Origin of the sequence: Mesorhizobium sp. M1142 (assembly GCF_040318565.1) — a bacterium.
Taxonomy (GTDB): Bacteria; Pseudomonadota; Alphaproteobacteria; order Rhizobiales; family Rhizobiaceae; genus Mesorhizobium.
Genome location: NZ_JAMYMK010000013.1, coordinates 1 through 22947, shown reverse-complemented (window position 1 = coordinate 22947; position 22947 = coordinate 1). Strand labels below are relative to the sequence as shown.

Annotated in this window: 22 protein-coding genes; 1 reads left to right on the top strand and 21 read right to left on the bottom strand. The window is 62.1% G+C overall.

Annotated features, from left to right (window positions below):
- Window positions 1-97: 97 nt before the first annotated feature.
- The 11 genes from NKH42_RS20860 to NKH42_RS20810 all read right to left on the bottom strand — a co-directional run bounded on the left by NKH42_RS20860 (window position 98) and on the right by NKH42_RS20810 (window position 11898).
- Window positions 98-448 (bottom strand): hypothetical protein, encoded by a 351-nt coding sequence (locus NKH42_RS20860; protein WP_254820487.1) that lies wholly within the window; start codon window positions 446-448, stop codon window positions 98-100.
- A 290-nt stretch (window positions 449-738) separates the two neighbouring features.
- Complete coding sequence (locus NKH42_RS20855; RefSeq protein ID WP_352752327.1) at window positions 739-1359, bottom strand: DUF1851 domain-containing protein; 621 nt, start codon at window positions 1357-1359, stop codon at window positions 739-741.
- Window positions 1322-4030, bottom strand: coding sequence for a hypothetical protein (locus NKH42_RS20850; RefSeq protein ID WP_352752328.1), 2709 nt, complete (start codon window positions 4028-4030; stop codon window positions 1322-1324). The genes NKH42_RS20855 and NKH42_RS20850 overlap by 38 nt, the downstream gene beginning before the upstream one ends.
- A complete protein-coding gene (locus tag NKH42_RS20845) occupies window positions 4030-4521 on the bottom strand; it encodes a hypothetical protein (RefSeq protein WP_352752330.1) in 492 nt (163 codons plus the stop codon). The genes NKH42_RS20850 and NKH42_RS20845 overlap by 1 nt, the downstream gene beginning before the upstream one ends.
- A 2-nt stretch (window positions 4522-4523) precedes the next feature.
- The gene (locus NKH42_RS20840; RefSeq protein ID WP_352752332.1) at window positions 4524-5183 is read right to left on the bottom strand and encodes a hypothetical protein; all 660 of its coding nucleotides are present in this window, start codon (window positions 5181-5183) and stop codon (window positions 4524-4526) included.
- Between the two features lie 198 nt (window positions 5184-5381).
- Window positions 5382-7838 (bottom strand): phage tail protein, encoded by a 2457-nt coding sequence (locus NKH42_RS20835; protein ID WP_352974395.1) that lies wholly within the window; start codon window positions 7836-7838, stop codon window positions 5382-5384.
- Window positions 7835-8437, bottom strand: a complete 603-nt coding sequence (locus NKH42_RS20830) for a phage connector family protein (protein ID WP_352687431.1) — start codon at window positions 8435-8437, stop codon at window positions 7835-7837. The genes NKH42_RS20835 and NKH42_RS20830 overlap by 4 nt, the downstream gene beginning before the upstream one ends.
- A 287-nt stretch (window positions 8438-8724) precedes the next feature.
- Window positions 8725-8976 carry a hypothetical protein gene (locus NKH42_RS20825; protein WP_352687429.1) on the bottom strand — a complete coding sequence of 84 codons (252 nt, stop codon included), beginning with the start codon at window positions 8974-8976 and terminating at the stop codon, window positions 8725-8727.
- Between the two features lie 103 nt (window positions 8977-9079).
- A complete protein-coding gene (locus NKH42_RS20820) occupies window positions 9080-10174 on the bottom strand; it encodes a Coat protein (protein ID WP_352974393.1) in 1095 nt (364 codons plus the stop codon).
- Window positions 10175-10198: 24 nt separating this feature from the next.
- Window positions 10199-11107: a hypothetical protein gene (locus NKH42_RS20815; protein ID WP_352687425.1), complete on the bottom strand. Its 909-nt coding sequence runs from the start codon at window positions 11105-11107 to the stop codon at window positions 10199-10201.
- Between the two features lie 218 nt (window positions 11108-11325).
- Window positions 11326-11898 (bottom strand): hypothetical protein, encoded by a 573-nt coding sequence (locus NKH42_RS20810; protein ID WP_352752336.1) that lies wholly within the window; start codon window positions 11896-11898, stop codon window positions 11326-11328.
- A 250-nt stretch (window positions 11899-12148) separates the two neighbouring features.
- On the opposite strand from NKH42_RS20810, the gene NKH42_RS20805 reads away from it, so the two are divergent.
- Complete coding sequence (locus NKH42_RS20805; protein ID WP_352687421.1) at window positions 12149-12463, top strand: YMGG-like glycine zipper-containing protein; 315 nt, start codon at window positions 12149-12151, stop codon at window positions 12461-12463.
- Between the two features lie 170 nt (window positions 12464-12633).
- Here the strand turns inward: NKH42_RS20805 and NKH42_RS20800 are convergent, their stop codons facing one another.
- The 10 genes from NKH42_RS20800 to NKH42_RS20755 all read right to left on the bottom strand — a co-directional run bounded on the left by NKH42_RS20800 (window position 12634) and on the right by NKH42_RS20755 (window position 22774).
- Entirely contained in the window at window positions 12634-12891 is a 258-nt protein-coding gene (locus NKH42_RS20800) for a hypothetical protein (protein WP_352691822.1), read from the bottom strand.
- An 8-nt stretch (window positions 12892-12899) separates the two neighbouring features.
- Entirely contained in the window at window positions 12900-13199 is a 300-nt protein-coding gene (locus NKH42_RS20795) for a DUF7716 domain-containing protein (RefSeq protein WP_164759187.1), read from the bottom strand.
- 174 nt (window positions 13200-13373) lie between these two features.
- On the bottom strand, window positions 13374-13562 hold the full coding sequence (locus NKH42_RS20790) for a hypothetical protein (protein WP_352475512.1): 189 nt from the start codon (window positions 13560-13562) through the stop codon (window positions 13374-13376).
- Between the two features lie 795 nt (window positions 13563-14357).
- Window positions 14358-14786 carry a hypothetical protein gene (locus NKH42_RS20785; protein WP_352475513.1) on the bottom strand — a complete coding sequence of 143 codons (429 nt, stop codon included), beginning with the start codon at window positions 14784-14786 and terminating at the stop codon, window positions 14358-14360.
- A 198-nt stretch (window positions 14787-14984) separates the two neighbouring features.
- The gene (locus NKH42_RS20780) at window positions 14985-17276 is read right to left on the bottom strand and encodes a hypothetical protein (protein WP_352691825.1); all 2292 of its coding nucleotides are present in this window, start codon (window positions 17274-17276) and stop codon (window positions 14985-14987) included.
- A 272-nt stretch (window positions 17277-17548) separates the two neighbouring features.
- The gene (locus tag NKH42_RS20775) at window positions 17549-17869 is read right to left on the bottom strand and encodes a Bbp19 family protein (RefSeq protein ID WP_352691827.1); all 321 of its coding nucleotides are present in this window, start codon (window positions 17867-17869) and stop codon (window positions 17549-17551) included.
- A complete protein-coding gene (locus tag NKH42_RS20770; RefSeq protein WP_352974390.1) occupies window positions 17866-19617 on the bottom strand; it encodes a portal protein in 1752 nt (583 codons plus the stop codon). Before NKH42_RS20770 ends, NKH42_RS20775 begins: the two co-directional genes overlap by 4 nt.
- A gap of 181 nt (window positions 19618-19798) precedes the next feature.
- Complete coding sequence (locus NKH42_RS20765; RefSeq protein ID WP_352754540.1) at window positions 19799-20962, bottom strand: acyltransferase family protein; 1164 nt, start codon at window positions 20960-20962, stop codon at window positions 19799-19801.
- Between the two features lie 466 nt (window positions 20963-21428).
- Complete coding sequence (locus NKH42_RS20760; RefSeq protein WP_352752343.1) at window positions 21429-22022, bottom strand: hypothetical protein; 594 nt, start codon at window positions 22020-22022, stop codon at window positions 21429-21431.
- Window positions 22019-22774: a phage terminase large subunit family protein gene (locus NKH42_RS20755; protein WP_352752344.1), complete on the bottom strand. Its 756-nt coding sequence runs from the start codon at window positions 22772-22774 to the stop codon at window positions 22019-22021. Before NKH42_RS20755 ends, NKH42_RS20760 begins: the two co-directional genes overlap by 4 nt.
- Window positions 22775-22947: the final 173 nt, after the last annotated feature.

Below are 22947 nucleotides of genomic sequence, written 5' to 3'. Positions count from 1 at the left end.
AGGGGTTCAGTGCTGTCGGTGGGAAACTTAGCTACGCGGCCGGACACCGCCCTATCCGGCGCAGCCGGCGATTTTCCGGACAGAGAGCGGCAACGGGCTACAGCAATCCGCCAATGAGCCTTCTTGTGCCGCCCATTGCCGCCAGTCCGCAGGCCATGCCGGCGCAGTCGGCGACCCAGTCGAGGATATCCATATCGCGCGCGATCAGTTGGGCGCCCTGAAGAAGCTCGATCGCCGCGCCGGTGATGGCGAGGAGCAGGACCAGTCTCGTCTTGTGTTCCGGCCAGCCGAGGCTTCCCAGCGCCGCCAGCACCGCGAATGCCGCGGCGTGGTTGAGCTTGTCGTGGTGGAAGGTGAAGCCCAGGTCCAACTCCTGCAGGAAGCGCACCGGCGAAAGCGCGAGCAGGAGAACGCCGGTCAAGGTGAGCAGAAAAACGATCCTTGCCATGGTCGAAAAAGAGTCCGTGCGCAACAGGTCAATCCTTCATCTGAAATCGGAGACGATCCAGAAGGCACCACCGACTGGACCGCTCTGCGGTTATCAGGCCATAAGCCAGCATCGTGACCACAATCAGACCGCTGGCTACTTGCGGCACGCTCTACCCGGACCGTCCGGCCACAAAACGGATAGCGCATCACAGACCGCGGGGGTCGCACCCCTTCGGACCAGAGGCAAATACCGCTTCTAGCCATGCTTCGAACGGGAGTCCCGAGTGGCAGATCAGCGGAAACCCTGTTTTAGAGAAGGTCTCGGATATTGACAGGTGTTCCCGGTGGCAGGTCTTTCACCTTCGCAATAAGTTGGCCCATTATGTGCCAATAGACTTCCAGGTCCGACAGCTCCTGGTTTTTGATTTCGTCCTTCCCGTTGAGAAACAGCGGTATCTTATAGCCGACGCACTGGTTAAAGGCTGGCTCGGCGCCGCCGGCCTCACGCCAATCTGAGTAGAGATTGGCGGCCAATGCTGCATCTTCGTCCTCGATGACATCGACTTCGTGGAAGGTCCGGATGTTGGCAGGCACCTGAAGAGCCTCGCCCATGCCCGGCTCGAACATCACGACACCAGGTTCCCCTTGTTCCAGCCTTTGGCTATCGACTGCAAGCGCCGTCCCCAGCCAATCATAACCAAAGCAGGTGATTCGGCCGGTGAATTCCGGAAAACCCAGGCAGACACGTGCGTTCCAACGTGCCACGTCCTGCGCCCGGATAATCCTGTACAAACCGTGCTTGAACGAAGCACCGCCGAAACTGGCCAGCAGCTCGCTTAATCCAGGTACTTTCGTATCCAGGGAGATATTGCCGGTGTCCGCGGGCACCCTACTATCCACCGGGAAGTTTTGGCGAAATGTCTCGAACATTGCGATCTCCAATCGTTACTTTGTTAATTTTGGTTCCATAAGGCAAATGCTTGATCCGCTGCTGTATCTGAGAACCAAGGCTGGTGTTAACACTCGCATCCAATGTGGCCATATTGGATAGCTGGTCAGAACCTCCTAGTTGCAAATCAATTGTATGATCAACATGGCTGCTAGCGGGGACTTTATTACCGGCGGCAATAAACTTCATACGAGCTCCCTTGATGACCCGAACCGCGCGGCTCACGACGGTTTCAGCAGCAGTTAACAGCTGCACTTTGAGATCCGCGGCAGCCCGTTGCGCAACGTCCCATTCAGGCATGTAATATAGATGCAGGTCTTGACCAACAGAGATTTCGCTGGTGCCGCCACCGGTTGCTCCCACATCTGTAGCAAGCGGGTCTGGCATTGCCTCGGATATCCGAGGACCCGAGGCTTCTGGAGTTACAGCAGAACCAGCATTCGCAGGACGCTCCGCCAGCCTTGCCACCACCTGGCTGCCAACTGCACTGAGTCCCTCGGCAAGGACATTGCCGCCCGCCCCCCAAAGCGCGCCGTTGGCAATTCCCCAGGGAACGCTCTGTCCTGTGTTGAAGGCGTATGCCCCGCCATAAGTGCCACCCGCCACACCCGCTACGCCGGTTCGGGCACCAAGACCGATCACGCCGTTCTCCGCCGCCGCGCCAGCGCTTGCCCGACCCAGCAAACCGAACAAACCCGTCGCCAGGGCATATCCGCTTAAGCCTGCGCCGAGGGCCTCTGCCACCCAACCGGCCGAGGCGGCCCGGTCCTCGGCGTCCTCTGTCTCGGCCTGCTCATCTTCAAGAAGGTTCTCGTAGTTTCCGCTCGACCAAACGGAGTCCAGCCCGGCGGAGATCGCGTCCGCACCGTCGGCAGCCACGCCCTTAGCCGTGAGGCGGCCGACATCCGACAATGCCAAGCCGAATTGCTGCAGCAGCGGCATGGTGCTGTACTGGGCTCGGGCCGGATGTTCCCCGATCCACGCCAGCCCGTTCTTGAGCACTGCAACCTGGGCTTCCAACGACTCTGGCGCGAGGTTCGGATATTGGGCGGCCTTGGCTCGCCACTGGGCTTCCGCCGCCACAGAAATCTGTTGGGTTGTCGCCTTGCGGGCATCCGGATCGCGAACCGCCAGGACGATCGAACTCAACTCGGCAAAGCGGTTTTCGAACGGGACGCCTTGGTCGATGTATTTCGCCGCCTGCTGGCCAGCTACAGCCCAAGGCATTGGCAGTATTCGGTCGAAGCCCAACTCCTGCTGAGCAGCGACGGCCCAGGTGACGGCGGCCTTATAATCCTCAGGAGCTGTGATCTTGTCCCAGTCCGGAGCACGGTTCGGGAACAGTTGGCCGACGTAACCGGCGGGATCGGCGCGCCTGGCACCAAGCACCAATTGCGCGGCGCCGGCCCTTATCTCATATTGCTTGCGCTCTTCCGGCGCGCCGTAGCGGCCGGGCTCAAAATCCCGAATCTGGGCGTGTATCGCCTGGTTCGGGACGGGTCGCATGTCGAAAACCGCGCGACCGATATCAGCCGTTATGTTGAAGGCTCGGAGACGCTTGCCGCCATCTTCGGCGCCGTATACGGCAGTGAAGTCTTCGGCACCCGGGGTCTTGCCAGAATAGCTGCCGGTATTGGCAATGGCAGCCGGCGCATTCTGGTAAGCAAGGTCGATGTTGGTACGCGCATCGACCAGGCTTGCGGCAGTCGCTACCTGCGCCTTCTGGCCGAGATCCTGAATCGCGTCCGGCGACAGGTCGGCAATCCAGGGTCCTGCGGCAGCCCAGGCTCTATTTCCGACAGGCTCCATGGAACCCATGCGGATAGGTGGTTCGTCGGATGGAAGGCCACCTACGGGCGCTTCGCGCGTCGCCAGCACGCTGGACCCACTCGCCCGAGGTCCGCCCACAGCCTCGATGATATCGTCCTTAGTCCTGCCGTCCGTTGAGACCGGCCCAGTCCCCAGCATCCCCGCAGCGCGCTTCGGGTCTTGGGCGATCATCGCCTGGACGAGCGCCTTGGCCGTGTTGCTGCGCCAGGCGGCCTCGGCGGCCTGCCGGGCCACCGGATTGCCCATCTTGCCGATCAGGTCGAGCCCGCTCTGCCTGATCGCCTCGAATGTTTCTGTGTCGTTCGGGTCGCTTTGCGCGATCGAGCTGGTATAGATTTGCTCGACCTTGCTCCACTCGGCCTGCTCATAGGTCTGGCGCCGCGCGTGCTGCTGCGCGGCCATGCGCGCCGAGCCGGCCAGCCGCAACGCCTGCTTTTGCGCGAGGAAGTTGGCGCGTTCGCCCTCCGGCACTTTCGCCACGGTGTCGTCGAAGATCTGGTCGAACAGGCCGGGCTTGACGACGCCGTCGCTGCGCGGATCGAGCTGGCCATACATGAAGTCGTGCAGGCCGCCGCCGTCGGCCGGCGCGGTCTGCACCGCCACGGCCTCGGCGTGCGCTATGCGTGCGTTCAGCTCGCGGCCGATAATGCCGGCGTCGAACGCATCCTGCTGCTGCTTCTGCTGCCGGAAGCGTTCGGCAATCGCCGACAACTCGTCGCCAAAGCCTTGCATGGCGGCGCCCACCGGCGAGCCGTTGGGATAGGAGGCCACAGTGCCGGTGTCGAGGCGGCGCTGGGCAAGCTGGAGCGGGATGGTGGCCATCAGTAGAGGCCTCCGCCCGGCGCCGGCGGGAAGGCGCTTCTGCCGAACGTCACCGTCTTGGCCGGGTCGTAGAGGCCGGAGATGCCGGACACGAGACTGCCGCCGGCCTTGAAGATCGAGGCGCCCACCGCCTGCCTGCCGGAAAAGCGCGCGATCGCCGCTTGCGTGGCGAGACCGTTCTGGCGCAGCTGCGAGCCGTACCGGATCGCCTTGAGGTCGAGCTGGCCCTGCCTGGCATTGGCGGCCAGCACCTCGGTCGGCGAACCAGAAATGGCGACGCCCGAAGCGCCGGCCTGGGCACGCGCCTGGGCCTGCAGCAGATCCTGCTTATGGCGCTCCTGGCCCTGCTCGAAGGCCGAGCTTTGGGCGTCGGCCCGCGCCTGCTGTTCATAGGCCTTGGCCTGGTAGTCGGCCATCTGCCTGGACTGCTGGCCTTCCGCCAGCGCGCCGCCGACCGAAAGCGCCGTACCGATAAGAGCTAGTGTGCACATGGTCAGCCTCGTTCGCCGGCGGGAATGAATTTGCTTTTGATGCCGTCGACCGGCGCACCGATCGAAGGGCGCCGGTCGAGCACGCCGCCGGGGCTGAGGAAGGACAAAAGCAGCCGGTCGGCCTGGATTGCCGGGCGGCTGAGACGCGATGGCGGGGCGGCGCGCGGACCGGCCATGGCAATGCGCCGGATGGTAGTCAGGTTGACCTTCAGCCCGACGGCGCCGTCGGCATCGAAAAGGCCGTTGGCGGCGATGATGGCGCGGCTCAAGGCATCGGCCGCGAACAGCTCCTGCCGCAGCTGCTCGATCAGCTCGTGAACGCTCTTCCAGCGCTCACCGAGGGAAGCCGCCTTTGTTCGGATCTCGGCGCCAAGCGCTTCAATGTCGACGCGGGCTTCGCTTCGGGCGGCGGCGATGCGGCGCTTGTCCGCTGCCGCGATGGTCCTCTCGACGAGCGCAATTGCATCGTTGCAGTCGTCTAATGCGGCACGGGCTGCTGCCAGGTCGCCCTCGCCGAAAATCGCGCGATCCTCGGCCTGTTGCAGCTCCTGCTTGCGGGCGATCGCATTGTTGAGGTCGGTGTCGAGCAAGGCGCGGATGGCAGCGAAATCGGCAGCCGTCCGCGCCTTGCCGAGTTGCTCGGCATGGGGGATTTGAGTCACGGTAGGTTCCTTGGTTGGGGAAGCGATGGAGGACAGAGAAGTGATCTCCCCCCTCGAGGGGGAGATGGCCGGTAGGCCAGAGGGGGTCGTCTCGCGTGGAGCGCCAACCCCTTCAATTCGCGATGGGAGGCCGCGTCAGGACGTGCCGACCCCCTCTGTCGTCTTCGGCGACATCTCCCCCTCGAGGGGGGAGATTAACTAAGGCTCGGCGTCGAACACCGGCGTCATGGCCCTGATCGTGCAGGGCGTTGGATTGAGGTGGCGGATCTTCACCCGCCCCTGCCCTTCCCAGCTGTCGTCGATCGGCACCTCGACATTGCCGGTGAACAATTTCGCCATGCCATCGGGAGCAATCACGGACGGGATGCGAACCTGCTCCCAGCGGCCGCGGATGAACGACTGGACCTGAAGCCCGGTTGTGTCGGTCTCCAGCAGCGAAAGAATGAGCTTGGCCACCTTCTTGCGCCGGCCGACGATCGATCCGTCGCGGCCGCCGACATCGAGCTCCAGCGTGTTGGCTTCGGACTGGTAGCCGAGCCCGACCTGCCATTTGGCTGCCGTAGCTCCACCGGGCAGCGAAACCGCGCCAGCGGCCACAGCAAGGCCCATGTAGACCTTGCCATCGGCCAGGACGTCGACTGTTTCGCCGTTGAGATGATCAAGCCCTGAGACCGTGCCCACAGCGACGCCATCATAGGTGAGGCCGCAGTCGACTTCGAATGCATCGCCGATCCTGCCATACTCGAACGGCGCGGTCTTTATTTCGATATAGCGCCTGGTCACGCCGCCGATCGTGCGCTTGACGATCAGCCAGAGATCGTCGTTGCCGTCCTGGCCGGGCGTCACCACGGCGCTTTCGACAACGGCCCAGTTCGATCCTGCGAAGCTTCCGGCGATCTTGTGGACATGCATGCCGCGAACGTCTTGCGACGGCTGGTGCGTGTAGCCGCCGAGTTCGCCATTTCCGAGCGGGAACCACAGCAGTGGGTCGGGGTCGGTCTGGAAGGCGAGTTCAACGACGCCTTTCTTCGGAATGTGCTCGGAAATCTGCCCGACATCATCCGAGGTGAAGCGGCCGGTGGCGTTTTGCGTCAGCTCGGCAATCGATTTGCGGGAGCGGGTCACATAGAGGAACGACTGCCCGGCATCGACGGGACGCAGCGGGGCACAACCGAAAGTCCGGGACCGGCGGTTCTTGAACGAGGACGGCGTCAGCGCCTCGTCGATGCCGGAGCCCGACAGCGCCCTCACCCCGCCAAGCGTTCCGATGATCAGCGCACCGTCCGATTCCGCCACCCACGTAATGTCATTGGCCTGGCCGCCACCTGCCTGCACGAATTCCAGCGCGTCGGTGTCTTTCTCACCGGTGGCGAAGTTATCGAAATCGCCGGTTTGCGAGGCATAGACCGAGAATTTTCGGCTGAACGCCAGGCGCTCCTCGTAAAGCGAACCGCTCTGGACGTACTTGCCGGGCACGAACGTGCCGAGACGCCAGCGGATGATCGGGCTGAGATCGGGCAGAGCGTGCCCGTATAACTGGACCGTGACTACCGTCGTGCTGGGCCGGCCAACGACCTTGGCCCAGCGCCAGAAGCCATCCGCGCCAAGCAGACGAATGGCGCGACCGATATCGCTGGTCTGGAAGCCGATGCCGTCATTGATGCCGACGATCGAGGATGCCGAAAGATCGAACGGCGTTTGCGACGGCGCGTATTCGTGCAGGGCCAGTTCGGCGATAGCGGTTCCGTCGCTGCCGCCACCTGAAAACAGCAGCTGATAATATTCGTAGGCAACCGTGTTGTTGAAGCCGTCGAAGAAGCGGGTTTCCGACTTGGACCAGCCGGTCTCTCCGTCCCGGCTGTCGAGCGTCGTCCAGTCGGTGCCGTTGTGCGAGGCCTGGAATTGCCACTGGGTCGGCGATGCAGTGTCTGAGTGATCATTCGTGGCGGTAATCCAGTAGGCGTCGACCGTCTTGGTCCCGCCGCCGCCGAACTGGGAGCGCAGATACCCGCTCGGAAAGCCCGCTATATTCTCTCCCTTCTGCTTGTCGCCATCGAACACCTGCCACACGTCGGATGAGCCGTTGCTGTTGCTGACCGTGCCGCTTGGCAGCGTATTCGAGGCCATGACCGGCATGGCGTTGCCGGTTGCGGCCGGTGTCAACGTCGTGGCGGTGGTGTTGATCTTGTCGTATGGGCCGTCGAGAAAGACGAAATCGGCGAGCGTCCAGGTCGTGTGCGCGGTGCGCGTCAGCACTTTGACCGGATGATCCTTGTGGGTGATCCACATCTGGTCTGCCGACTGGACGAATTGCAGGTCGAACAGATCGGCCTCGAGATAAGGCGAAACGACTTCGACCGTGCCGACACGCGCACCATAGGCATAGACGCGGATGTAGAGATCGCCGAATTCGAGCGCATAGGCCTGGTCGGCCGAGAAGATGAACGGGATCAGCCGTGTCGCCTTTGACGGAGCCTTCACCTCAGCGCAAAAATACGTGCCGCCGCGCTTCCTGATGCCGCCATGCGGCAGCGTGACGAAATTGGTGCATTTCGACAGCGCCGCCCGGTAAAGCTCGAGCGAGGCGCGAGCATGCAAGCGGGGAGAAATCTCACCGCGGATGAAAGCGTCCTGGACCGGATAGAGCGTGGTCATCGGCCGACGAACCTGTTGTCGCCGCGCTGGAGAGCCCAGGAGGATCTGCAAAATCTGCCCCCGCGCTGGATGGCATTGGCCGAGTAGGCGGCATCCAGCGCCCTCTCATAGGCGCTGCGGGCGACGTCGATCATGCCGGCCTTGTGGGTCAAGGGATGCGCGATCTTGACGGCGAGCGCCGCCACCATCACTTCGCTGAACAGCGCATCCCAGTCGTTCGGGTCGGTCAGGTTGGCGACATAGCGGATGATGCGCGGGCCGGCCTGATCGGAATAGATCAGCCCGGCCTCCTGCCGCCATGAGAGCGGAACGCCGTCCGGCTCGCCATTCCCCGTCAGCGGCAAGGGCCGCAGGCAATCGGCGGGAAGCTCATAGGCAAAGTTCAGCGTGCCAGCACCGCTGCCGGTGTCGAAGCCGGCGACCGAGGCTGCCAGGATGGCGAAGACAAAGGCATGTTTGGTCAATTCGGCCTCGCGGGTCAGGTCGAAATGCAGATTGAGCAGGCGCGCCGCCTTGGCGTCCTGGTCGAGGCTGTCGATCGGCGCCTCGTCGAGCACGGCGAGCGCCATGTTGGCGATGTCGAGCGGGGTGATGGCCATGGCTCAGGCCTCCGGCTGTGTGATTGGTCGGGGAAAACGGGACATGGTGCCTCCACGGCAAAAAGGCCGCTTCGAGGCGGCTGGGGATTTCTTGTGATTTGTGGCTTGGGCAGATGTTGCACGTCTCGTGCATGAGGCCGTCACGCCACCAACCGCCCATCAGGAAATGGCGTGGCAGACGCTTCGTCAGTCGTCTTTTCCCATCGAGCAAGGAAGACGGCAATGCTTGGGCTATTGCAGTTTCACGACACCGCCGCGCAACGCGGCGATGTCTTGCCTTGATTGTGTCAGCCGACGCGTGCGCTGGTCGCGATCCACTGCCCTGTTTCGGCTGACTTGACAAAGGCGCCTGATTTCACCCTTCCGGCACCTCCTGCCATGGCCAAGCCCTTGTCCAGGGCATTCTGAAGACTTGGTGTGTAGTAGGCGGTGTTTTCCAGACCGCTGAAGAAGTTTATGCGATGAACGTTCCCCTTCTTGCTCATGACAATGCCCGCTTTTCGGAGCACTTCCTGAACTGTCTTGTACTTCATGTTCATAGTTACCTCCCTTGCCGAGACAGGCAGCATCGCCCTTTCTTGTAACTGTTTGGTGCCGTCGATTGACCAGAGGGCAACATGAATGTTGTAGCGAACCCCAAATTCACATCACTCTGACGCAGCGCGGCGGGTGAACTTGGGATTCGCCACAGTGGCCGACCTGGCGTCCCGAAGGGGCGAGACGTCGGACGCCCGCCCCTTCGCCGATCAGGACTCGGTCGTCTTCAGCGCGATGAACGTCATGTGCTTGACGCTTCGAGGCCGTGCGGTCCCAGTTTGCCGCCAGTGCCAACTCGACATCGGTGGCGAATTCGCCGGCCGAGGACGCGTCGAGAAAGCGGGTGCCCGGCACATGCGGCACGAAATGCCGGCGGCCGACCATTTCAGTGACGCCGCCGCCATGGCCCTGCCGCGGCTTGCGGTCGAACTCGAGCGGCCCGCCTTCGGTGTTTACCGGCAGCTCGTTCCACAGAATCGCCTTGTCCTTGAACATGAACGCGGTGTAGACGCCGCCGGCAACCGGAATGTCGTCATCGACGACGGCCCTCAGCCCCATGTAATAGGGGATCAGCGGCCCGCCCTGCTCGGACGACGGCACATAGTCGATGAGGTCGGCGAGTTTCAGCGCCTTCATCTGTTTCGAATGCATCCAGATCGTCTTGAACTTGTCGGCGCGGTCGCCCATCAGATAGGCGGCCTCGATGATGTCGGTGTCGACGATGGAGGCGCCGGTGACGCGCACCAGGTCGCCGGCGTCATTGGCGATGTTGTCGGCCAGCACGCCTTTCAGGATGCCGAGCAGCGTCAGCTTGTTGGCGCGCTGCCAGTAGTCGGTCTGGCGACGCACGATGAGCTTCTGCGGATCGTCACCGGCAAGGATCGAGGTCAGGTCCGGGATGCCCCAGGCCTGCGCACGCACATTGCGGGCCGCGACTTCGCGGCGCGCGCCGATCTTCTTCATCTCGATCGAGTCGGCCGGGTCGTCATTGACCGGCTCGGAGGGATCGTTGCCGAGGTCCTTCCAGCCGGGCATGTCGACCGAACGACCGCCCAGGCTGAGCTTCGAGGCGATCGACGGGTCGGAAAACAGGATCCCGGCCTGGTAAATCTCCAGCGACTGGACGTGCTCCTCGAACGAGTATTGCGCGTAGACGGACGGAACGATCGCGTCCGCGATACGGGTGTAGGCGTCTGCCATTTTTGTCTTCCTTCAGGTTTGGGGTCAAAGAGGGTTGTTGGGCATCCACAGGTCGGGGTTTTCGCCGGCCTCGCGTGCCAGCCGCCGGGCGCGGGCGGGGTCGCTTTTGACCAGGGCCGAGATGCCAGTCAGGTTGCGCTCGCCGGCGGCATTGCGCTTGAAGGGGTTGCCTCCGCTCAAGGCAGCATTGCCGTCGATCGTGTCTTCGCGGAACATCGCCTCGCCGATAGCGTGGAACGCCTTGGCGATCTGCGGGTCGGTCAAGGCGCCGTCCGGCAGAAGGATGCCCTTCGCCTTGTAGGCATTGACCAGGCCGAGCTTCTTCATCGCCCGGTTGGCGACCTCGAGCTTCTGGCGAAAGCCATCGCTCCCGGTCGGTCCCCAATCCCGCACGAGGTCGTCGTGCGTAGTCTCGACCGAGCGGGCAACGGCGATTTGCTGTGCCTTGGCCTGCTCGGCCATGTAGCCGACGAAGCGGTCGTGATAGGCCTGTGCAACCTTCGGGGTAGCACCTGCCTCGACCGCCCAGGCCTTGGACGCATTGGCGAGCTCGTCCGAATAGGCGAAGTTTTCGGGGAGCCCGTCGGGGCGCCGGTACTCGACCTTGTCGGGCGAGGTCAGCGGACGCATCGCCTCGGGCAGCCGGGCATGGAACCTGTTCCAGTCTTCCGCGGCTGCATCGGCTGCCGGAACGCGCAGGCTCTCACCCTGCTGCCGCTCCAGCTCCGCATAGGAGGCGAAAACCCGATCGAGGCTTTCAGGCTTGGTCCAGCCCTTGGTTTCAGCGAGCTTGCGGTTGCCTTCGGAAAGACCGTCAAACCAGCTTGCGGCCTTAGGCGGGGCGGACCCGTTGTCCCCGTTGGCCGGTGGCCGTGCAAGGTTGCCCGCCGGTGGCGCCGCCACCACGGACCCGGCGTCTGCCAGATCTGTCATGAGAAGATTCCTTTTGCTGAGAGTTTGAAGGCCGGTGATGAGAGCACTGGCGGTGAAACTTGGTATCTCCCCCCTCGAGGGGGAGATGGCCGGCAGGCCAGAGGGGGTAGCCGCGCGTGGAGCGCCGACCTCATCTGTCGCCGGGGGTCGCGCCCGGTCGAACCGACCCCCTCTGTCGCCTTCGGCGACATCTCCCCCTCGAGGGGGGAGATTAGCGCCTACGCATTGTCGCCCCAGTTCTCCCAGAGCAGCGTGATCGTGCCGGTAACGGCAATCGTGCCGTCGGCATCGATGTCGGTGCCCGTGGCAAACGCCAGATTGAGATAGAGGTCGACCGGCGTCACGGTGCCGTCGAGCGTCAAGGCTGCGGCAACATCGGCAATCGACGCGCTCGACGGCGCGGCACCGGCGCCATCCAGCGTGCGGCCGGTCGCGCCCAGCACATTGACCATGGTTCCGGCAAGCACAGCGCTCGACCCTGCCGCCGAGCCGAGCGACCAGGTCAGCGCGGCATTGTCGTTGATGGTCGACGCGCGGGTAGTCAGCACCGCAAACTGCAGCCGGGCCGTACCGCCCTTGATACGGATCTTGCCATCGATGAAATCGAACAGCTTCTGGCTGGCAAAGGCCTGCGCATCGGTGACCGGCACCGGCATGGCATTGAATGAAAAGACCGTGCGGTAGGTGCCGCCCTGTCCGCTCGTCCTGGCGGAAATTCCGGCCCTGGGCGGGGCAAGGCCGGCTTCTCTGGCGGCGGCACGCGAAAGCGTCCGGGCAAGACCTCGGGTCATTTGGTTTCTCCATTTTTGGGATTTGAGGAAGAGTTAGCCGCTGCGTAGAAAAAGCAGACCGGGCACATGGGCCGTCAAAGATTAGTCTCGTTTGGGCATCGTCTTGCCGAGCCGTCGTCTCCGGCCGTCAGACAAAAACAACCATGTCTTATTTCGTGAGGCACGGTGCCTATGTTCCGCCGCAAATGCGACCCTACTTGGCAAAATCAGCCTGCGTATTAGTTCATAGACTTCAAGGGAGTATCAGACGATGACCGTATCCAGAGCCATTGCCGCCATGTTCGTAACCGCCGCGCTGGCAGGCTGCGCGCAGACCGAAGCACAGCAGAGAACCAGCACCGGTGCGCTGCTCGGCGCCGGCGCCGGTGCGCTCGCCGGCCAGGCCATAGGCGGCAACACCAAAAGCACGGTTATCGGTGCAGCCAGCGGCGCCCTGCTCGGTGCGGTCGTCGGCAACGCCACCACCCCGCAACCGCGCGGCGAACAGCTCTGCCGCTATCAGGATCGCTACGGCCGCATCTACACCGCGCCCTGCGACGACCGTTATTATAACGGTAATTATTGAGCGTAACGAAGCGCCGGCGGCAGCCGATCTCCCCCCTTGTGGGGGAGATGTCCGGCAGGACAGCGGGGCGCCGTAGGCGCCAGCCATAACAGCAATTCCAATCAATGCAGAACATTCAATCCACGAAATTTTCGTCCACGAACATCTCGGCAAATTTCTGGGGTGGAGGGTTACGCCATTGACGCGAGCGATTTCGAGATTCCTTGCCACATATCCCGGATTGCTGCCGGCATCCCCTGCGGTATGTGGATAGCCTGGGCAATTGCGTCATGCCATTGTCCCTCGCCGCCATAGATAGATTGCAGTTTGGGGGCCATCCTTTTCAAGCCATCCTCCGACTCTTGAGAAAGTTCTCCGATCGCCCAGAGCACATAAACATCGAGCAGCCTAAGCAGCGGCTGTCCGTCATAACGTGGGTTAGTCAACATTTAACCTTTCACGCATCATAGGTGGCATAATAAATAACCCGTTCGCAGATGGCAGAAATGCTTGGCTTTTCTTTCTGCGATGCAACCAAAGCCTCGGTAATCTCGATCGCAAGGTTGATTTCGAGAAAGTATGCCAGGCCCTCTTTAGCTGCCTCGGGTGGTACCAACACCCCATCCTGCTGAGGCAGAACCATCGCGTCTGAATCCTCTGTCCAAGGCTCCGCCGCGTAGATTGTGGGCTCCGCTGCGTAGACCGGGTCCTCCTCGTCAAATTCCGACAACCGCCCAACGATATCCAGCAACTTCATTTTTTTCCCCATAGGGAAAATCCTCCTCGGCCATTCGGATGCAGTGCTTTCTGGAAGATACTCCCTCGATCATGTTGAGATCTAGGGACGAGTTGCATTACACCGGGTTCGTAAACTTGCACAATGATCGGCCGAAAGCGTCATGGCCTCCGCAAGGTCAGTGCTCCCCGCACCCTACCCATCCGCCGGTGCCGCTTTCTCCGGCGCCGCCTTAAGCAGAATCCCGATAGCTCGATTCCAGTAGCGCACCGCCTCAAAATGCCCTTGTCTGGTCAACCAGATCTTATTCTCCAAACTGACTGGATCGCCGATCTCAAACAGCTCCATGCCCTTGGGGCGCAAATATCTATTTTGGTCGGGCATTTTCAGTCCACCAACCGAGCAAATAGATCGGCGAGGTCACGCGCTATCGTCTCAGCGGATTGCCGATTCATACCTATGAATGGGATGCGTACGATTGGCATGGCCGCATCTTCAGTGTCGAAGCCATAGCCTTCACCTCCTCCGTCAGATGCGAATAAGAAGATGCCTGGCGCATATTTTTCAACCTCATATCCGCGGTTGAAGTCAGCCAGTTCTTCGGCTTTAAAAAAATAGTATAGTTATTGCCGATGAAACCTTCGCCTCCATTATGCTCTTTGAGGAAATCATGTAATCCTTGGCAGCACGACTCCCAACCGTGCGGACAGGCCGTCGACGACTGCGGATTCAGCCGGTGCGTCGAATGTCCCTCAGTTAAATATGTCCCATTGCTATCGTCCCAGGTCGCTCAGCAACTGGTTCCACCACGGCATACCCCTGTTGTCGGTGAACTGCCGCCAAACTTCACTGGATTGATTTCATGCACATCCACTACGGCGCGAACTATGGCAACAATAGCACTACCGACCGTCGTAGGGCTCAATCGTCGCTGACGGAATACCAAAGCGGTCGAGTAGATTCAGCACACGCTCTATATGACCACACGCAGATCGCCAGCAATGATAACATCGCCGAACCATCCTTCCATCTGGTAGGTGAGTTTGCTCACAACAGGGGGTGAACGCTTGTGTCCATGATGGTGCCACGGCCTATTCCGCCGGCGACATTGGGCTTTATGTAAAAATAGTCCACCATTCACCTAATGAGGATCAAAAAAATGAAAGCCCAACCTCATTGCTACTTACCATCGTAAGGCTCGATGACAGCAAACGGTATTCCCAATGATTCCAGCAAATCAAGAATGCGTTTCGAGATGACGAGGCGATAGTCCGCTGCGATCCCGAAATCGTCCCGGCCGGCCTTGCCATTCACTTTAAGCCAGACGAAGGGTGGAAGTTCCTGCCCAGGTTGATCCTCATGAAACTCTTCGGATGTTGTCACTTCGGCGTCGGCGAACGTCGCGCCTGAAAAACCCATCTTTTGCAGTGCGCGCTGGGTGTCTTCGGTGACGAGGTAACACGGGAACGTCGTAACGATCACATCGCCAAACCAGCCCTCTATAACGTAGTGAAGCTTGGTCACGATTGGCGGATGGACACTCGAGTCAAGAACGGTGTTTTCACCAAGTCCACCAGCGACGTTCGGCCATATGTAAAAATATTGCATCACTCACCTATTGGAGGATTGAACAGATGTCCGTATTGTTTGTCGATATAAGTCACGTAGTCCAGCACCTGCTGACGCGTTGGCTGGGGGTGCGACGCATAAAATTTATCCCATTCGAATCGGAAAACGATCTTGTGCAAAAGGTTATCTAATCCTTTTGGTATGCCGCGAAGATTTTGAAGAGAGTGCATCTCATCTTCAGCAACAAGGCTTGGATATCTGGTCCATAATCTGTTGCTCTGCAGCGTGATGGACGACAACCTCTCCCTTTAGATTCGGGTTCGCATCAAGAAATGTTTTGCGGTAATTTTTTGAAAGAGCTTTGCCAAACGATGCTCCCGGATGCCTAATCTTAGAGGGGTCTCTCGCGATCGACTTTATTATCGCAAGAAGCTCAGCCTTGTCAGGCTTGACGCCGGTGCTCAAGAGGTAAGCGGCCTCTTTTGCTGCATTTATTGCACGAGACTCAACCTCGGTCGTCTGGCGAACCGCCGCTCCCTCAACGGCGAGTTCTGATGTGGCCCGCGACCCACCGGCCGTAAGCTCCTCTAACGGCTTGGCAAACTTGCCCGTCCCGGCGCGGACAATGGCCAGTCCTTTTGCAACGGCTTGGCCGAGTGACTCGAACGCCAGGCTGCCCTCTGCAGCTAATCCGGAGGCAGAAGTGACCGGCAGTTGACTGAGCGCGTCCAAAGGATCGTCGCGCAGATCCTGAAGAAACAGCCCAATGTCGTGCGGGGCTCGGCCTAGGCCTTCAAAACCTTCGGTGAGGTAGTTGCCGAAGTCCTCCGCGGCGAGTTCCAGTTTCGATTGAGGCTTCCTGCGGTTTGAAGGAGCAGGCGGTTGATTCTGCTTCCCGGCGATCACAGGTGCAACAACGGGCCTAGCCGGTTGGCTTTCGACCGATTGAGGAAGCCCGGCTTGGACGAGCTGTTGGGATAAGGCTGCTCGGACCTCTGGATCGGACGCCCCACCAACGAGGCTGTACAGGATGGTGTGCTTGTCCGCCTGTGGCACGCTCCCGTCTTTGAATGTCGTGGCGATGTTCTTGAGAACAGACCATGGGAAAGGTTGATAGTTCTCGATGCCCAGTTGCTTTTGTGCTGCAACTGAAGCGGCGATTGCTCGGACATAAGTTCCTCGGTCGTAGGTGTCCGGCCCTCCTTCACGATTCCATGACTCGCTGTCGGGAGTGGTGATCTCGCTCCAGGCTGCGTCGACGCTCGGAAAGACCTTGCGAACGTATGCGGCAGGGTCCGTCCGTCTGGCGTCCAGCGTCTGAAGCGCGGCGGCGGCCGTGACGTGATACCGCGCCTGCTCCCCTTGGGAACCTGCAGGACCAGGTTCGGCATCGCGTAGCGCCGCATGGATTGCTTGGTTCGGCATGGTGCGCATGCCGAAGGCCTGACGACCAACATCAATCTTTCTGGCAAAATCCCCGTACTGCTTGCCGCCCTCCTCGACGCCATAGACAGCGATGAAGGCGTCCCGACCAGGCATCTTGCCGGAATAGGCGCCAGTCTGTGCGATGGCGCCCGGCGCGTTCTGCTCGGCGAGACCAATGTTGGTGCGAAACTCAACCTGCTGAGCAATGTTGGCCGCCTGCGCCTGTCGGATCAGCGCTGCCTGTTCCTGTTGCGGAAGGTCGTCCCTGAACGCCTGCGCCAACCTTTTATCCGGGGTCTGCATGCCGACGCGGTCACCCTTCGCTGCCGCCGCATTGGGCGCACCAAAGGCGCTGGAGCCGCCAACGACTTCGGTGGTGTCGTCCTTAGTTCGGTTTCCAGCCTGCGCGGCACCCAGCATCTCTGCAGCACGTTTCGGGTCCTGGGCGATCATCGCCTGGATCAGCGCCTTGGCCGTATTGCTGCGCCAGGCGACTTCCGCCGCTTGTCGGGCAAGCGGGTTGCGGAATTTGGCGATTAGGTCAAAGCCGTTCTGCCGGATCGCGTCGAAGTTCTCGGTGTCCTTGGGGTTGCTTTGCGCGATGGCACTGGTTGAGATGTTGTCGACCTTGGTCCACTCGGCCTGCTCATATTCGTCGCGCCGCTGAAGCTGCCTCGCAGCCATCCGTAGTGAGCCGGCCTCGCGCAATGCCTCTTTCTGCCTGGCGAAATTGGCGCGCTGGCTTTCGGGCATTTTCGGCAGGGCATCGGCGAACAGCGTGTCGAAAAGGCCGGTCTTGATCATCCGGCCGGTGCGCGGATCGACCTGGCCATACATCGCGTCATGCAGGCCGGCACCATCGGCCGGCGCGTTTGCCGCCACCTCGTCTTCCGCCTGCCCGATCTGGCCGTTGAACCGACGGCGCGCGAGGTCGGCGTCGAACGCCTCCTCCTGCTGCTTCTGCTGCTGGTAGCGTTCGGCGACGGCAGAGAGCTCGTCGCCAAAACCCTGCATCGCCCTGCCGACCGGCGATCCTTCGGGATAGGAGAGCACATTGCCGGCATCGAGCCGGCGCTGGGCAAGCTGGAGAGGTATGGTCGCCATCTATTTGTGTCCTGCCATGAGCGCGCCGGGGATCGTGGCGCGGCGCTGCCGCGCGCCGGCCCCGTGCCGCCGCCTTCGTCGGGTCATGAATTTTGGAGAGGTCGCCAATGAGAGTGTCGCCGGCACTGAAGATGCTGGCGGTCTGCGCCGTCGGCTAAATGCCCTCGGCAAAATATTGTCATTCCCTTATGAGTTGGCCGGGCTCGCGGACTCCCGCGAACGATCGGTCGGAGCAGGCCATGACTGTGGCAAGGCCGGCGCTCCTAAAGTCCCTACCCCTCCAGCCTCGCCGCCTTCTCCAGCGCCACCAGCTGCGCTTCGTCCAGCGTCAGGAAACCCATAATGTGCTGCACCACTTCGGCCCGCGCGTTGCTGAGCGCGCTGTGCAGCTCGAAGCCGATCGGCGTCTTGGTCTTGGCCAGCCATTCACCGTAGGACGGGCGGCGGTAATAGCCGGTCGCAGCCGTCAGGTCGGCCAGCACCATCTCGCCGTCCTGGCCTGAGAACACCCTGAGATAGGCCCTGGCCAGCGCATCCCGCGCCTTGGCCGGGCCGCCGGCCTGGCTGGAATGGGCGAAGCGTTTTTGGCTCATGCCCCGCCACCCTGTACGTCGCCACGCTGCACGTCACCGCCCTGCGGCATCCGCCCGCCGAGCCCATCGAGCAGGCCGCTGTCGCGCGCCTGCACGGCCGCCGGCACGGCATCCCTGGCCAGCTTGCCGGCGGTGGCGACCGCCGCCATGCCGGCCTGCGCCTGCTGCGCCTTGGCTCTGGCATCGCGGATGCCCGCCACTTCGTCCTGGCGGCGGAAGATGCGCTGTGGGCTGCGGCCGGCGCCCTGCACGATCTTCAGCGCCTCGTCGCCGTCGATATTGTCCATCACGCCGGGGTCGAACTGCGCCATCTGCATGGCGGTGGTGACAACCTGGATGGTGTCGCGTGCCTCGGCCGAGCGGCGCAGCACGTCGAGCGGGCCGGTGAAGGTCGGCCGCAACGCCTTGCCAGCAAGGCTCGCCGGCGGCAGGAAGCGGCTGTCTTCCTCGTAAAGTCCCTTGTCTTCCAGAATACCCAGCTCGCGGTCGAGATTTGAGGCAAAGCCGGCCTGGATAATCGAGCCGGAGGGGCCGAGCAGCGCGCCCTTTTCCTCTTGCCGGATCAAGGCCTCGGTCGCCGTCATCTGCGGGTTCTGTACCAGCGTCTGGAACAGATTGACGAACATCATGTCGCGGATCTCCTCGGCCCGGCTGTCGGCGTAATTGAAGGCATAGGTCGGGTTCTGGCCGGTGGCGATCGGCGCGATCAGCGGCCGGCCGGCATCGTCGATCAGGCCCGGGTAATTCTCGCCGGGATTGAGCACCGGCACATAATCGAGCCTGGCTTTCGAGGCGGTCGCCGGATCGGTGATCTGCTGAAGTGCGCGCAGGCCGGAGCGCCGCACGGCGTTCTCTTCGCGCACCGTCGTCAGTGCCTCGATGGTTGGCGAGATGCCGTAGGGATCGCCCTCATAGCGGCGCCAGTTGAAGCACGATACCGGGAAGGAGCGAAAACCGCTCTCCCTGACGATCGCCTCTTCGTCCTCGATCACATGATAGGACGCGAACGCCATGTCGAGATACTGGTAGGAGCCGCTCAGGCTGTACATCTTGCGCTCGTCGCGCGGCTGGATGCACTGGATCAGCGAGATTTTTGTCTCGCATTCGGCGGGGTCGTCGACCAGAACCTTGATCCGCGCCGGCAGTCTGTCGTAGCCGAGCAATTGCGCCGCCTGTCTTGCGGTGCGCTCGTAGCGGCGGTGGAAGATATCGACCTGGCCCCAACGGTTGCGCGAGAGATAGCCTTCGACCACCGGGATCGAGGCATAGCGGATCAGCGTGCTGCCAAAACCCTCCTCGGCGTAGAGATAGGCCGGGCCGTAGCGCACGACATTGCGCAGGCAGGCCTGCGTTGCCGGCACGAAGTTCGAGTTGGCGGAGTAGCGCAGCGAGAACAGGAAATCGCGCAGCGCTTCCGCCCATTCCTTCTCCTCGTCGGTCTCATCGTCGTTGATGGCCGCGGTCGACAGACCGTGCCATTTCTCGGATTGTGGAATGATCAGGCTTTCCAGTCCGGCGGCCAGCCGGTTGGCGGCCGAGTTGATGGTATTGGCGTAGACACGCGAACCGCGCCGCTCCTGCCGCTCGGCCTGCGAGTCCGCGCCGGCCTGCCGGCGGCCGCTCCACATGTCGGGCGCATCGGGATCGCAGAATTCGGACACCGCCTCCCAGACATGCTCGTACTGGCTGCGTTCGCTCTCCAGTTCTGCCTGTCGCGACAGAATATCGCGAGCACGGGAATCGCTCATGGTCAGCCTCGCTTGATGGAATTGATTGAAAAAAGAAAACGGCGGGACGCCGAAGCCGCCGATCTCCCCCCTCGTGGGGGAGATGTCCGGCAGGACAGAGGGGGTCGTCGCGCGTGGATCGGCGACCCCCTCTGTCGCCTTCGGCGACATCTCCCCCTCAAGCGGGGAGATTGGAAGCGCCTTATTCCGCCGGCGTCGTCTCCAGCGCGGCTTTGCGCCCAAAACGCTGGACCACGAAGCGTCCCATCTTCTGGCCGGGCACTTCGATCAGCGTATAGGTGATCCAGGACAGCAGGCACACCACCGGCAAGACGACGACAGTGACGATCGCGAAGCGCAGCGGCGCCGACAATTCGTGGCCGAACTGGGTGATGACCAGAGCCGCGACCGGCTGGAGAACAAGCAGATGGATCAAATAGATACTGAAGGAAAGCTCACCCATCAGATGAAAGAACCGGTTGGCGAGCGTCATGGCGATCTTTCTGGCGACGGTGCCCGCCATTCCCGGCAGCATCCGGTAGAGAACCAGCGCAACGAAACCCACAACGAGCGCTTCCCGCATCAAAAGCTTGCTCAGCCCATAGCCGCCGCCGAACGGCAGCGCGGCCAGCAGCATAGCCAATGTCAGATGCACGAAAGGCCGCTTTTGCCTTTGATGGACGATGCCCGCCAGCAGCATCCCGCAGAGGAAAATCTGCATCTTCAGCGGCAGGAACGACGGCATCGGAAAATGCACCGACAATTGTCCCATCAAGAACACGATCGCGCTGCCGGTCGCCGCGACCAGAATGGCGCTCCATACCCAGTCAAGCCTGCGGACCAACAGCATAATCGCCGGGAACACTGCATAGAATTGCATCTCCAAGCCAAGGCTCCAGTCGGGCAGCGGCGTGCGATAGGCGAAATTCGGCACCAGGCCAAACAGGAACAGGAGATGGGCGCCGATGTTTTTCAAGCCGCTGTCGAGATAACGTTCGGGCGCCTGCGGCGACCGCAGCAGGAACTCGTCGATGACCATCCTGGACTGGTAGAGATAGGGGCCAAGCGCCAGGGCGGCGAACAGCATGACGTAAAACAGCGGCGCAATCCGGAAATAGCGGCGGGTCCAGAACTTCAGCCAAGTTTCCAGCCTTTGCCAGGGCTCCTTGTCCTGGCGCAGCTGGTAGTGGAACACCATCAGGAAGCCCGACAGCATGATGAAGAGGTCGACGCCGAGATCGGGCTCGCCGAGAATAGGAATATTCCAGCCGGTCAACAGCAGGCAGTGTCCGATGAGCACCCAGATCGCGGCGAGCGCCCGAAGCCCGTCCAGGCACTCGATGCGCGATGACCGGGCTTCTGTCATGCCGGACTCCTCGATAGCCATGTTGCATTGCAGCATGGCTGCTGAGGAAGGAATGTCAACCGTGCCGAAGGAACACGAATTGCGCTCGGCTGTTACGGAAAACGCGGAAGCTGCGATCTCCCCCCTCGTGGGGGAGATGGCCGGCAGGCCAGAGAGGGGCGCGAAGGAACGCCAAGCTCAGTTTCGTCCCCACCGGAATGAGCTGATGGCGGCAATGCAAATTGATCACCAAGGCCGGTGGGGTAGCGCCCCCTCTGCCCTGCCGGGCATCTCCCCCACGAGTGGGGAGATCGGCAGCTTCACCGCTTCTTCACCAACCTTGCGTGCCGGCGCCAGTACCACCAAGCCAGCACCCGGTTGCGGAACACTCGTCTCATGGCGCCCATGTCAAACCCCCAGCAGCACGCGGCGCTGGCCGGTCAGATCGCCGGGCGACAAATCGGTCTTCACGGTTCCTGCAGTGCCATCATTGGCCGCAAGCTGAGCCCGTAACGCGGCTTCGCGCGCCTGCACGTCCTTGTCGGCAATGGTCGGTGTCGGCGGCAACGGCTTCAGCGCCGGCGGCTTTTGAAAAAGGCACATGGTTTTCTCCGAAATCAGAGCTTCTTGTCCAGTCGTAGAGCAGAAAGTCCTCGCCGTTCCGGCCATAACCCGGCAGGCGGCAGCGTTGCGTCGCGCCCAGCCTTGCAAGCCAGCGCAGCGCCAAACCGTTGGCGGCCAAGGCGCGGGCCTCGACCCGCCAGGCGCCGCGCGCGGCAACCTCCGGCCCGAGCACCGCGTGAAAGAACTCCGTAATAGCAGGCACGCAGCGCCTCATCCGGCGCGTGCCCCAGCTCCAGGCGATCCAAAGTCCGCTCCGCTGTTCGGCAGCGCCGAACCCGGCCTCCGGATTGCCGTCGAGCTCGACGACATAAGCAAAGCCCTGCAGCGCCGTCAGCGCCAGCAGCGCCGGCGACCAGTTGTCCAATTGGCAGTCGATTTCGGCCCGATCCTCGGGGCGCAGATTGGCGGCGATGTAGGAGAGGTCGCGCAACGTGGCGGGAATGATGCGGAGGGTCACCTGAACAACCCCAGCGGATCGGCCTGCCCGGCCTTCCGCCGCGCCGCCTTGAATACCGCCGGATCGACCACCGCCTCCCGCAGCATCATCACGCCATAACGGGTCGCGGCCATCAGATCGTCGCGCAGCTTCACCACCTGGCCGTCCCTGCGGTGATAGAGCCGGAACTCCTCGAACCAGGGCAGAAGCGTCGAGAACACCTTGAAGCGGCCGCTCTGCATGCGGTCCAGCATGTCCATCAGTCCGGCCTCGACCGAGACCGACCCGTCGGCGAACTGCGCATGGCTGGCGAGCATGTTCAGCCCATGTGCCGAATATTGCCTGGCAAGTGCGGTGCCGGCACCTTCCAGCGTCTCGCGGCGGCCGTCGCGCGGCCAGGCCCAGGGCAGCCATTCGCCCCACGGTTTCAGCGTCAGCGCCTGCATGGCGGGAGTCTGCTGCGAGGCACGGCAGGCCTTCGTGACATAGACGACATCGGCTTCCGTATCCCAGGTAAGCTCGACCGCGGCCGAGGGATGGTCCCAACCGAAATCGAGTGCGCCGAGCCGCGGCCAATAGCGCGGCAGCCGGAACGGCTCGCAGGCGATCAGCTCCTCGGCCACCGGAAAGATGCGGCCGGAGCCGAGCACCGGAATGCCCTTGGCCCGCGCCTCGCGCTCATGCGCCGGATAGGCGGCAATGATCTCGGCGCGCTGCTGCGGCGTGAGGTGCTCGGCGTCGTCGATGGTCATGAAGGTGACGTGACGGGTCATTGTTTTCACCCTCGCGGCATTGAATCATGGTGGCAGGTGGGACGTATGCTGCTGTTCGGTAAGATGTTTTCATGATGGTGGGACAGCGCCCCCCTCTGTCCTGCCGGACATCTCCCCCTCAAGGGGGTGTTTGGACCGGGGACATCGCGAACAGGTGTGCGAGGACATCGCGA